3 protein-coding genes and 2 pseudogenes are annotated in these 13,404 nt (G+C 59.2%); all 5 read right to left on the bottom strand.

What is annotated here, in order from left to right:
• The 5 genes and pseudogenes from drmA to drmD all read right to left on the bottom strand — a co-directional run bounded on the left by drmA (window position 1) and on the right by drmD (window position 13,404).
• On the bottom strand, window positions 1-3,966 hold the full coding sequence (gene drmA / locus L0U80_RS12880) for a DISARM system helicase DrmA (protein ID WP_233864651.1): 3,966 nt from the start codon (window positions 3,964-3,966) through the stop codon (window positions 1-3).
• A gap of 12 nt (window positions 3,967-3,978) precedes the next feature.
• Window positions 3,979-5,946, bottom strand: a complete 1,968-nt coding sequence (locus tag L0U80_RS12875; protein ID WP_233864650.1) for a BbrUII/HgiDII family restriction enzyme — start codon at window positions 5,944-5,946, stop codon at window positions 3,979-3,981.
• Window positions 5,943-6,533, bottom strand: a pseudogene (locus tag L0U80_RS31920) (Eco57I restriction-modification methylase domain-containing protein); the annotation flags it as partial. The pseudogene L0U80_RS31920 and the gene L0U80_RS12875, both read right to left, overlap by 4 nt.
• Before the next feature lie 338 nt (window positions 6,534-6,871).
• A pseudogene (locus L0U80_RS12865) lies at window positions 6,872-10,279 on the bottom strand (Eco57I restriction-modification methylase domain-containing protein); the annotation flags it as partial.
• On the bottom strand, window positions 10,276-13,404 hold the full coding sequence (gene drmD, locus L0U80_RS12860) for a DISARM system SNF2-like helicase DrmD (RefSeq protein WP_233864647.1): 3,129 nt from the start codon (window positions 13,402-13,404) through the stop codon (window positions 10,276-10,278). The pseudogene L0U80_RS12865 and the gene drmD, both read right to left, overlap by 4 nt.

Genomic DNA, 13,404 nt, shown 5'->3' with positions numbered 1-13,404 from the left:
TCAGTCTTCGTCATTCGACATCGGACGTACCTTCCACTCATGGTCGTCCGAGATATGTCCCGTGTTCATGATCAGGCGCACGCCCGGCTCTACTTCTCGCATCGACATCGGAACCGTCCAGTTATCCCACGCATGGATACTTGGTGAGTTAATCAGTCCCACCATCGTTGCAGCCTGCGCGCCGCGCTTTTCGTAGGCCAATGTGCGTCCGGGAACACTGACTTTCTTGGCCCATTCATCCGCACGCTCTTTCAATTCGCGCTCGGCCAGATTCTTGATGGTCGGCGTCTCACTGACGTTCCATGCCCGCTTCACGAGCACGTCGATGGCATCAAGGATCTCCGGTTTGTTGGGCTTGTCCAGTTCGCCCGCACCCACGTTCGGACTGAAGGAGTCGTTTTCCAAACGCATCAAAGAGAGGAGGGTGCCGGTCAGGCCGCGATCCATCGCCCGTGGCGAGAAGGGGGTCACCGACTGGGCTTCCACATGCTTGTAGAAGGTCGCGTGGTAATGCTCGAAGGTCTCGTAGTGCGAGAGATCGCGCGGACGTGCCCATGTAAGCACGGTGCAAACCAATCCGGGGAAGGAACGGCCCACTCGACTAGTGGCTTGAATGTATTCCGCTGTGCCCTTGGGCTGGCCGTTGACCGCCATTAGGCCCAGGCGATTCACGTCCACGCCAACCGAAAGCATGTTGGTTGCGAGGACGACATCAATCGCACGAGTATCCCCATCATTCCATTTCGTCACATACTTCCCTGTGGCGGGGTCGAAGGCAGCCTTGAATTTGACCTCCAGATCGTCGAGGTACTTCGGAATGTCTTGACTGGAGACGCGCGACGTCAGCTCGCTAATGTTTTTGACGCTGCGCTGTGCAAGCGCAGGCCGGTCGACCAAGCTCATTTGCACGCGGTAGGAGCGAGTCTGGACGTCGTCCTCGGCTAAGCGTCGCATCCCGCCTAATTCGCGCAGTGAATTGAAATAGCCGACCATCGTCATGTATGGGTCGGCAGGTTCGCCGAATCGGTCGAACAGGGTTTGGGCCGCAGTGAGGAAGGCCGTATAGACACGGATCAGCATCGCTGGGCGCGAGCTGCCGGGCGAGCATACGCCGAGATAACGCCGTCCAGGCCGCTCTTCGATTGGGCGCTGCACCGAGAAATAGTTGTCTTCTACGTCCAGGCCGTGCGGCGGGAACACTGACACCTGCCGCATGAACACATTGCTCACCTGCTCCTTGGCTTTGCGCACAGTTGCCGTGGATGCGACGATCTTGGGCTTAACCGTGTTGCCCCCAAGCGTCCACCCACACAGTTCATCGACAGCGGATTCGTACAAGCCCACCATTGTTCCCAGCGGGCCGCTGATCAGGTGGAATTCATCTTGGATGATCAGATCGGGCGGTCGAATCGCACCGACGGGCTTTACAGATGCCGCAGGCAATCCCTTTGCCGCGCGGTGTCCCGTGTTGCATTCACAGCCAGGCCAAAGCAGACCGTGACGCTCGCATTCTTGGTTCACACGACCGAACAACGTACGCACTTGACCGCGCCACGCCATCATGGCGAACTTGTCTACAGTAGCGATCATCATCGTTGGCGGGCGATGGTAGATTTCTTCGTCCACCGTCAGCACTGGAATACCCGGGTGCGGCGACTTGCTAGACTTGCCGCGAGAAAACTCGCAACGTCCCTTTTTGTCTCCGCAATAGACAAGCGTGCGACCGTGGTTCTTGTCGACCTCAACGTCGCGCCCCGGCGCGATGTCGGAGCCACACCACGGGCAACTGGTAAGTTGCACAGGCGATGCTGCCCCAGCATGGTATTTCCCGGGGTTACGAATATCTTCTATCGCACGATGGCTGTCCTCGGTCGTGCCAGGCGTTACCTTGTTGCCCACCCAGAGTCCGATGGTGAACGGTTCGTGGCCCAATGTGGGATCGCCGTGCCTCAGCACTTCCATCGCGCAGATCAGCGCGGTGGCGCGCTGGAACTGCTGCAAAGTTAGTAGGCGCAGCGTGTAGCGCATGATCACGGCTAAACCGCGCGAGCCGTCATAGCCGCCAAGCTTGCCTTGCAGGCGGCGGATTGCCATAGTGAATGCCGCGACACCAAGATAGGCTTCCGTTTTGCCGCCGCCAGTGGGGAACCACAGCAAATCGGCGTGAGCTTCCAACGGTTGCACGCGATCCGGATGAGTGGGATCAGCCAGAGCGGGAATTGATAGCAGCAGGAACGCCAGCTGGAAAGGGCGCCAGCTTTGGTTTTCCCGCAGATTGAACTGATCGACCGTGACGTCCCTACCACGTCGCACTTCCAGCGCATATTGGCTGCGAACACGCTGAATCGCCATCGCCTTGTTGGCGAATCGGAACGCCATCAGTGCCTTTTCGTCGTTTTTCAGTGTGTCGATGCCTTGCTGCAAACGCGACTGGATTTCCTGACACCGATCCAGCGCTTGTATGGCCTGTGTGTCATAGCCAATCACGTCATTGCCGATACGCAGGCGTTGTTCCGCTATCCATGCCGCGTAGTCTTTCGTCAACACATTCAGGGCATCGACCAACTCGGTGACGTCCAGTGTAGCGAGTCGCTGCATGTCGAGGAGGCCGCTTGCCATCATCTCCTTCATCGCGGGGCGATCAGAGGGATCGCGCCCGGGCGTCTCTGTGACCTGCACTTCATACTGAGGCAGCACAGTGGTACGCACCTCGGTGGCCAGTGTCACGTCGTCTGCCGTTTCGGCGTGTATGGCGACACCGTGACCGACTGCGAATTCCACACGGTTGCGGTAGAGCATCTCTAGCGATTCGCGCTCCGGATCATTTCCATCAGTATTCAGTACAGGGCGGCGGCGGAAGATGGCACGATTGGGAGCATCGCATTTGGCGCGCACGATCAGTTCTGGCTGGAACAGCCATGCCGCGTCTCGATTACTGTCGAGCTCCTTTTGCGTATTGATGAGGAATAGCGTCACCAAGCGGTCGCCGTTGTCGTTCTTTGAGCGAATGGCGCCCTGGATACGGACGGCAGGATGGTTTGCGTCTGGTGCCCGATGGGAAATCACGCCTTCAGTAAGCGGTAAGTCCAGCTTTCCGCCACAGGGGACACGTTGCCAGACCTTAGCCTTCTGGCCATTTGGTCGTAACTCTTCGTGTTCATCGTTGGGTACGCGCTCGTAACTGCCCCATCGTGCCTCAATCTCAATACCTTCTGCGTCGCCATCGACACAGAAGGTCATGCCGAAACTGCTCGGTACCAGAGACTGATTACTGGCCGCATCGATCTCATCCGATACGTCTGATTCGGGTTCTACCTGCCCGGTTGCCGTTCCAAACTCCGCACCGGGTTCGTGCCGACCGGGAACCGTTGAGTCAGTTGGCTCATCAACCTCGTCCTCTGCTAACGGACCCTCCAGCCCTTCGATGCCACCTTGAGCATCTTGATGTGGGTCCTTGCGTGGTGCCAGTTTTCCCACCAAATAGCGATCACGCACACCCATGTCTACGATGCGCTCACGCGGACCGCTCGCCGGGCCGAGTAGGTCGTCCACCACTGCCAACTGCAGTAATTCACGAATATAGGTCTGATCCTTGACCGGGGGCACCCCGTTCACCGTCTGATGTAGTGCCGCAGACAAGGTTGCGACAAATTGTTCCCACTGAATGCGGCCGACATTTCCGGATGATGGGGGGGCCATCAAGACACTGGCAACCGGCACCGGAGCATCGGTGACCGATACTCGGTCGAAGAACAAAGTGGTGGTTTCGAGATCGGAGCGAACTCGCAGCACGCGCCCGACACGGACGATTTCCCCGGCAAGATTTAACACAAGTACCCAATTGTCTTCGCCGATGTCCTGATACAGGGTGCGCTCACCTTTTAAAACCAAGGTATAGGATGCGAACTCGCGACCTGCACCGAGTTCGCGGTCAACGGCGATCCATGCGTTAGGCGTCTTTGTCATATCTCGCTTGCCTTAAATCCTGTTGACGATGTTTTCGAGCTTGTCGAGAGTCTTGGTTTGATCGATATAGCCCGAATAGGCTTCTTGCGCTCCCCGGATGAGAGTGTCGTAATGGACAATGCGGCTACCTGGCGAGATCGATTCCATCGATGATTTGAGCCGACTCGGGTTCGTCGACTCTTCATCGACAGCCTTGCCGAGAACGAAAACCACTTCAATGTCTGGTGCTGTTACGTTCTGCTCGCGCAGTATTTTTCTCAGCTTGTCCACGTAGGTCTGGCCTTGCTCTACCAGTTCGAGCAAACTCATCTTGCGACCGACTTTCTTGAGTTCGACGATGACATGCTTACCTGCTTGAGTGCGGTAGGCGATGTCCACACGACCCAGGCGTTCCTTGTCGGTCAAGTCCTCGACCAGCACGCCCTCTGTCGTGAGGCGTGACTCCATGATCTGGCTGCCCGTGGCACGTTCCCAAGCTGGATCAAGCAGCCAGAGATGGTCGAACAGATATTTTTGAAGCACCCGTTCCTTCGCGTCTTCGTCGATGATCGTTTGAAAGTCGCGGATCGCGTCCAGACGCGACTTCACTATGTCGCGGTAGAGAGATGCTTCCAATGAATCCCGGTCGGCGAGCACGGCCAGTAGCCGGTCTGCACTTTCTACGTTTGTCACGAACTCCTCTGTCGAGCCGCGTAATTTCATACGCTCGAAAGCTAGGATGCCGTGCCGGTACATGAGCTTGCGGTCGTCTTCGTCGTCGACAGGCAACGCACTCAATTTGGCGATCAGCGTCTCCGCGCTCTTCCGGTAACCTTCGGGAAGTGTCTCTAGCCATTCGGCGAGGGCTGGCGACGCTTCCTTGGCCTTCTCTACTTCGTGCTTCCTGCGCCATTCGTTCCAGCGTCTTTCAAGCTTGTTGAGCTGTGATCCAAGGAACGCGATCAACTGAATGTAACGCTCGTCATCCTCTTGTACCCGCTGGCGGTCGCTGGTGGCAATGTCCGGCTGATCGTCTGCATCAAGGAAGTCCGCCTCGATCTGCCCGGTCAGGTACTTGGTATAAAGTCGCCCATCGTTCAAGCGATCAAGGACATTTTCATGGAACAGGCGGCCTCGGGCGAAGACCACAATGCCATTCAAATTGCCCGCCTCGTCGTCGTCCAAGTCTTTGGGTTTGCGCGCAGTGCCGAGCCAACCGCTCACGCGCCACGCCGAATCCCAAACCTCGAATCGTGCGGGCAGTGACTCGCGCTCCTTGACGTGCGAGATAGTGCTAGCCTCCGGGTCATAACCCTCAAACGTCCAGAGGAACTGGACTCTGGGTAAATCGCCGCGATCCGCTGCGTTGATGGGTTGGCCATCAATCTTGATCTCGAAACCGTTGGCCTGACCAATAATCGAGAAGCGACGGGCCAGACGCTTGCGCAACGCGGTTACCCCCTTGCCGAGACGCTGCCGTTTGATCTCACGCAATACGAGCTTCGTGCCCCGCGTCACCGTAAGTGCGTCGCTCGCCAGCGGCTCAGGGTGGTAAGTCCGCTTTTCCAGCACGGCCTGATGGATGCCCGGAACGCTCATGCGGAATCCGTGCGTTTGACCGTCCTTGGCGGACTGAACCTCGATTACGTTGGCAATGGAGAACAACGATAGCTTGCCCAGCCCCTTGCGGCCCATGACAGGGCGGCCTTTTGCTGTTTTGCAGCCGTGCTCCCTGTCCTCGTCGCGGCGACGGTACCCCACACGCAAATATTTGCCGTTCAGGTCATCGACCGCCATACCGATGCCGTCATCCTCGATTTCGATCCATTCGCTATTCGGATCGACTCGAATTTGTACGCTCGACGCATCCGCGTCCCATGCGTTGGCCACCGCTTCAGTCAATACGGCTGCGATGTTGCTGTAGAGATTGATGCCGAGATGCTCGAGGACATTGAGATCGACGGTCATTTCGAACGTCGGTGTGGCTTGGGTTCGAGTCATGACACTCTCTTGTGATGTTCGTCCCGGTAACTGGGTTGGATGCGGTAACGCGCCCCGCGCCTCTCACCCTGGCGTTCGATCCTGCCGTCGCTGATCAGGGCGGTGATTACGGCATTCCACTGACCGTTCGTGATGCCGGTGGCGGCAAGGATATCAGCCTTGGCATGCCAGCCGTCGTGAGTGCCAAGAAAACCGAGGATCGAACTGATTGGGGCAGAACCGCTGACGCCGGATGCGATCACTGTCTCAAAATCGAACGATGGCTGAACCGTTGCGACGCTGTTCGTACGCTTGGTAGCACGGGGCATGGCGTCAGCATGCAGGCCTTGGGCGACTTCTTCCTCGTACCGGTGGCGGTTCAGCTCCGCAAAGCGACGTAGCACTTCGACGCGGGCGGATTCGGAAATGGTAAACCGCACACGGTCGTTTGCAGCGAGGTGCTGCTGCTCATGGTAACCATGTCCGAGGTCCAGGTCATTCCATCCGTAAACACGCATGACCGCCGCATCGATTTCTCGATGCAGTTCACGCAGTCGATGGATGCGCGAGTCGCCGTCGCCCACATTGTGGAAACGGTTGTAGAGCTTCGTGAGACCGATTGGGTTGGTAGAGTCCATCATCACCTCGCGCCGCGCTTGTAGGTACTCGCGTCCGAGTTTGTCTAAGCAATTGATATCGGAGGACTTCAGAAACGGGAACGTCTCAATCGCGTCGGAAGGTGAGAAGTTCAGGTCGAGCTTCATCCGCGACGAATGCTTCCATACCCATGCGTCGACCGGGGATGAATTGAAGAGAGCTGCATAGGCGTAGACGTCTTCCAATGCGAAGACAACGCACTTCTCATGGAAGATAGAATCATTCGTCACTACGGATGGGTTGAAATACTTACCAACCCGACCAGCCACGAGGACATATTCGAGAGACCGAGTCTGAGCGTCCCACCCTTCTGGATGCTGCTCAAAATATTGCCCTCGACCAATGGCGTGGTAAAGCTCAGGTCTGGCGCGTAGAGGCAGCCACCATTTTTCTCGCGCGCCCCTATCATTTTTGGCGAGCCGTTCCGCTTTCACATGATTTTCTAACCACGCATACGGAAGTGTATATTCGCGAGCCCGATCCTCAGGCCAGTCCCAGAAATTGATGACCCATCGAGTTGGTAGCTGCTCCGGGACAGATTTGAGATCGTCACCGTCAAGGTAGGGGAAAATGACTTCGGCATTTTTGGGGTCAGCGACCAGCATCCGCTTTGCCTCATCCGGGCAAAGAGCAAAGCCCAACCCAAGAACGTATGTTCCTATGAAGGTTGCATTCTCTGAGGCTTTCAAACGCTTCGGACTCCATTCCTCACGATTGGACAGGAAGGCCGATATGAAGCGAGTTGACTGCCCGAGGAGTAGGCAATCTCCTAGCCATTTTCCCTTGTGGACATGGACACGGCTGGTAACAACTGCAGCCTTGCCGGGCCAAGGTTCGTTTGGGTAAGCAGCATGGATGACGGCACCTGCACCGAGCATCGCTTCCAGACCAACTTGTCGCGTATCGCCTTCCGCGATGGTGTTGACCGCGAGCAACCCGAAGCCGCCCCCTCGCGCAGCAGGGCCCATGCTCGGAGGAAGAAATAGGCAACCAAATCAGCCGAGCCGCGCCGCCCCTCGGCAATGTGCGCGACCAACCAATCGCGGAAGGCAGTGCCCGCGACACCCGTGATGCGTTGACCTCCCAGAAACGGCGGATTGCCGACCATACCGTCGAAACCGCCTCGCTCGGACGCGAACACCTCCGGAAACTCCAGCGGCCAATGAAACGGCCGACGTGCGGGCTTGTCGGTGGGCAGATCGGTCGAGAGCGCAGCGACCGATCTCCGGAGCATCGAGGCGAGCACGTCACGGTCGCCGTCGATGGCCTTTCCAGCGTGGACGGTTAGCGACACCAGTGCGTTCTCCAACGTCACACCACTTCCACCCGATGCGAACACCTCCCCGATTAACGCATCGGCGATGCATTCCGGAACTTCGAGCCTGCGGCGCGCGTCGGCGTCCAGATGCGCCATCGCCTCCACGTCGCGGATGTCGCGGATGGGCACTTCGCGCAACTGCTGTCGCAGTCCGATGGCGTCGCGCACGGCTTGCTCGACGTTTTGTCCGAACAGGCGCAACTGCCCTTGCCCAGTGGGGTTCATCGATAGCTGGGTGAGCTGATCCAGCCGATGGATGCCGAGCAGGCTGTCGCCGCAGCGCAGGTTGTGATCAAGGAAACCGAAGGGCCGCCCTTTGGCCAGCGTTACCAGCCAGATGGAGAGCTTGGCCAGTTCGACCGCCAGCGGGTTCAGATCGACGCCGTAGAGGCAGCGTTCGGCGATGAGGCGACGGGCGACGATGGCGCGCGCATCGGTGTCGCGTGGCAGCGTCTCGATGTTGGCGTCGGCATCCCCCACCTCTCCATCAATGCCCACCGCGTACCCCTGTGCCTCGGCCTGCGCCCATGCCTCCACCAGCCGGTCGGCCAGCCATCGGCAGGCTTGCACGAGGAACGCGCCCGAACCCATCGCGGGGTCGCAGATCTTCAGTTCAAGCAGTTCGGCGGGCGATTTCAGCGTCCAACCCTCGCGCTGTGCTCCTTGTGCCGGGCCAACGTAGGCGATGGGCGTGAGCGTCTCTGCGACGATGGCTTCGGTGAGGGACTTCGGCGTGTAGTGGGTGCCGGTCTCGCGGCGGTCGGAGCCGGTGGTGACGACGAATGCTCCTGCAGGATAGACCAACGGATAGCCCCAAGGATCGGTACGCACCAGGTGGCCGAAGGGCTTGATGCGGTCGCGCAGCGCTGTATTGCCGTGGCAAGCGGTCAACAAGCGATCAGCAAGCGCATCGTCCACGGGACGTGCCAGATCGTTGCGCACGCGGCTGGCAGAACTACCGGTGCGCTGCTGGAGCAGATCAGCCAAGCGCGCAGCACCGTCTAACCGAGACGATTCGAGTTCAGCCATCGTGACCCACGGCGACTGAGCACTCTTGGTGGCGTCGAGTTCCAGCGTAACCTCGGCGGTGCGCTTGACTGTACGCTCCAGCAAGCCTTCGTAGACATAGCCGATCTGCTCGACGTCCAGCGACCGATATGACAGCGTGCGTCCCTGGAATTGCTGGATCGCTTCAAGCAGTAGCAGGACTGTGCGGTTGTCGATTGGTAGCGGCTTGGCAATGTCGGTACGCCAATCCGAGCCACGGGTGCGTCCTTCGAGGAAGGGAAATCGATCCGGATCGAATAGTGAGCCGCCCAGCGCGGGCAGCCGCAGATTTTCGTGTTCGATGCCGCCGTACACGGCGCGGAAGACTGCAAGCAGGCGCGACCAGGCATCCCAGCGGCGCTCAAGGATCTCGTCAGGCTCGGCGCGCAATTGCATGCGCAGCGTCGAGATCGCGTAATTGGCTTCATAGCGCTCATCGCCCAAGAGCAGCAGGTCGCGCTCCTCGGCAGAAAGCAGAAAGACCAGTCGCATCATCACCGTCAGAGCGGCTTCGTAGAGTTCGGCTTCCTTCACGCCGCGCAGTAATTCCCGGTCCCGATCCTGGTCGGATTTGTCGAGCGACTGGATCAGAACTTCGACTGCACGCCGTACCTGCTCGCCCAATGCGTCCGTCACCTCATCCTGAAACTTCAGCGAACGGTCAAGCAGCGCGGGCAGCCGTTCTGATTCATCGACGAAGAAGCGCTGGATGCCTAGGAGGTGAACGAAGGCCTGCAGGGTGACAGGTTCCTGTGACCAGATGCGTGCATACCAACTGGCGAAGGTAGTGACAGCACCCACCGGCGCATCGACGAACATCCAGCGTTCGCCATTGGTCACCAGCCCGAGGCGGCAGCCCGTCGCTCGGCAGAGTGTCACCATGCGTTCCACCGGGCTACTGTCCCAGCCATCCAGCTTCTGGGTGGCATCGAGATCAACGTCCTGCCCGTAGGCGTGGACGAGCATCAGTGGCTGATCACCATTGCCGACGACGGCGAAGTCTGGTGACAGACTTACGCCATGTTCGGGCAGCGCGGCGGCCAGGTGCGCAGCGCACCAGCCCTTGCGTCTGAGCACATCACCGCGACCATCCTCATCGAGTTCCAGTCCGCGAGACAAGACCTCGTCAATCCATGCTGCGTGTAGTTCGACGAAGCGGAGATCGCCGGTTTCCAGTGCATCGCACCATTCTTCGTAGGCTTGGCGCAGTCGCTTGCGCTTGGTCGTATCAAGTTCCTCCAGCCCTTGCGGGAAGGTTTCCTTCAGAACGGGAACGGCGAGGAACGGACCGGAAATCTCGACGAGCGAGAGCCATTCGTGATGCGCGCTCATACAGAGCCTCCGGCGGATTCGGGCACAACGAAGATCACTGCTACCGGGAAAGTGCGGTCGTCAAGTTCGGCGTAGCGTGATTCGATGGCGTGGATCTCCATCTGGCGCTCATCGGGAATTCGTGCGAGGCGAGCTTCCAGTGCGGCAATGTCGCGTCTGAGTTGTAGGTGCTCATCCTCAGTGAAGAGCGAAAGCTGTTCGGGCTGCTGCCCTTTGTTCAATTCGGACCGGATTGCCTTTCCCAGTTCGTCGAGCACCGTGCCGATATCGTCAATCTCCTGTTGCTTGCGGGTCTGGAGCGTGTTGGTCAGGAAGCGGAGGCGCTCCTTGGAGCGAGCGTCCACCGCTTTCAGGATGGCTTCTCGCTGGCGGTCGAAACGGACGCGGAGCACGTCGAACAGGGATGGGGCTGCTGGAATTGGCTGCGCATCGTCCAGCCATTGCTGGACACGGGTGACCCCTTCCTCGCGGCGGAAGGATTGGTCGCGCAGATAGCCGCCCGATACTGTTAGCTCTTCATGCAGCCGATGGTGGTTGCCGCCGGTGACGACCAGCCGCGAGACGATGACTACAACCGGGCCATCGATAAGCGCGTCTGGTACGGTACGGACGGTGACGCGGTGCAGCTTCTTCACGTCGTCCTGCGCCCAGACCTCGGCACGCAGCAAGCGCAGACACATCTGCACCAAGCGATGATTCAGGTGGACGAGCACGACGTCGTCACGGCCACTGGCGACCGCGTGGTCGAACGTGACGGGCCGCATCTTTTGGGTGTGCGGATGCCGTAACCCTTCCCGACAGCGCGCCCACGAGCCGGATAGCTCTGGCATCCGGAATACGCTGCCTGAGGGCGCGCCCGCCAGTTCTACAGATTCCAGCGGTGGGCGACCCGCCAATGCGAGGCCGGTCTTTACCGCCATCAGAACGTGATCGGGCGTGAGATGGAAATCCTGTTGGGTAGCGAGCAGACGTTCGTGCAGTTTGGCGACGCGCTCCTTCAACTCGCGCTCGGCGCGAACGAAATTCTTGGCGCGAGCGATCCGGGCTTCCGCGAGACGAGTGTCCAGATCCTTCAGAGAGCCCTCGATGAGGCCTGACATCTGTGGTGCGATCACCGGATTGACGCTACCCATGTCAGCGCGCATTGAGTCCAGTTTCCGCAGAGCGCGCAGGATATCCTCGCCGTGGCCTCCGACCGATGCTCCGCTTGCATCACCCCCATCGACCGGATGCCAGATCAGTACTTCTTTCTCGCGCTGCCCGTGCCGGTCGATACGCCCGTTGCGCTGCTCCATCACGTTGGGGTTGTAGGGAATTTCCAAGTGGATGAGTCGATTGCAGTGGTTCTGCAAGTCGATACCCTCGGACGCCGCGTCGGTGGCAAGCAGGATGCGTACAGGCGAATCCTTCGGAGATGCCTGGAACGCCGCCTTGATCGGTTCGCGCTCCTCTTGGGATAGACCACCGTGAAGCAGACCGAGACGCTCACCGCCGAAACCGTGGCTGGCAAGGATTTGATGCATCCACTGATGCGTCGTACGGTACTCGGTAAACAGAATCACCCGATGATCGCTCCACTGGCCATCGGGCTTGAGGTTCACTGTGAGCCAGTTGAGAATGGCCCGGGCCTTGGAGTCGGCCTGATGCTGGGCGCTCTGCGCCCACGTCCGCAATTCGTCGAGTGCGGACCGCTGCTCCGGAGTCAACGGTGATGCGCGTCGCGTCGCTTCCTCAATGGCTTCCTCTTGGGCGTTCTCGAATTCACGGTCGTTGGCGTAGTCCTCGTCCGCTTTCAGGATGGCTTTGTGCAGGATACGCTCGGCCATCGCATCTGGTTTCACGGGGCGCGCGTCGGATAACGACGCGACGTGTTTTTCGAGCGTGGATGCGAAGGCGGCGGGCGATGAGAGCAGGCGCTTTTTGAGGAGACGGCTGATGAAGGCCGTGCCAAATGCATTGCCCGCCTTGTTGGCATCTTTTTCGCGGCTGGCGCAGAAGTCGTCCAGCTTGCTATGAGCCTCGCGCTCTTCCGCCGTGTATGGGACTTCGAGCGCCTGCAAGGTGCGTCGGGCATATAACAGATTGCCGTTTGCATCGACTAGATCGCTCTTCAGGCGGCGGATCATCACCTGGCTCAGACGCTTTTCATCCGGCAGGATGTTGCGTGCGAAACGCTGATCATCGAGCAGTTCGAGCAGCGAGGTGAACGATTCGGTGTAACCGTTGTGCGGCGTCGCAGTCAGGAACAGACGATGTTGGAAATGTGGGCCGATAGTTCGGATGAAGCGTGTGCGCTGGCTTTCCAGCGCATAGTGCGCACCTGCTGCTGGTGCGACATTATGTGCTTCGTCCACGACCAGCAGGTCGAACTTGCGGGGATGGCCAACGTGAGAAGGAATCACGTCGCGCATGGCGCGTAAACCTTCTCCACCCTTGGCCCAATCCATCGACGTTATGAGGCGCGGATGTGACGTCCACGGATTGGCGTGAATTCCGCGCTCTCGCCGCAACTGTTTGATGTAGTCGGTATCGACCACGCGGAAGTCGAGGCCGAACTTCTCCAGCATCTCGACACGCCACTTTTCCTGAAGCGACGCAGGGCAGACGATCAGGATGGTACGGGCACGATGCCGCAGCAGCAGCTCCTGAATTATCAGACCGGCTTCGATGGTCTTGCCAAGGCCGACGTCGTCGGCAATGAGCAGATTGACGCGAGCCATGTCGATGGCGCGTACCAAGGGATCAAGCTGGAAATCCTCGATGCTGACGCCGCTGCGGAATGGCGCTTGGAGAAACCCCCTGTCAGCATTGGTGGCGGCGCCCCACTGCACAGCATCGAGAAAGGCGTTGAGCGTGTGCGAATCATCCTGTCCGGTGATCGAAGGCAGGCCTGCGCGCTCTATGACTTGTGCACCCGGTTCGATCTCCCAGATGACTTCCAGCTCCTCGCCAAGCCCGTCCTCGTCAATCGACGACAGAGTCACACAATGTTGCCGGACTCCCGTATCTAGTTGGGCGGCATCGACGTCTGCGACAACCCACTGCCGACGGCGCACCTCGACGAGTTGGCCAGGCTCGGGACGAGCACGATACGTCTGGGTTTGCGGTTCGTTCTGGACGCCCAT

This window comes from Paraburkholderia adhaesiva (assembly GCF_021390575.1).
Lineage (GTDB): Bacteria > Pseudomonadota > Gammaproteobacteria > Burkholderiales > Burkholderiaceae > Paraburkholderia > Paraburkholderia adhaesiva.
This window is presented reverse-complemented; position numbering and strand designations above follow the sequence as displayed.

What these genes read in the sequence shown, in the direction of transcription:
- drmA (WP_233864651.1), bottom strand. Translation starts at nt 3,966, where the DNA reads ATGACAAAGACGCCTAACGCATGGATCGCCGTTGACCGCGAACTCGGT.
- L0U80_RS12875 (WP_233864650.1), bottom strand. Translation starts at nt 5,946, where the DNA reads ATGACTCGAACCCAAGCCACACCGACGTTCGAAATGACCGTCGATCTC.
- drmD (WP_233864647.1), bottom strand. Translation starts at nt 13,404, where the DNA reads ATGGGCGTCCAGAACGAACCGCAAACCCAGACGTATCGTGCTCGTCCC.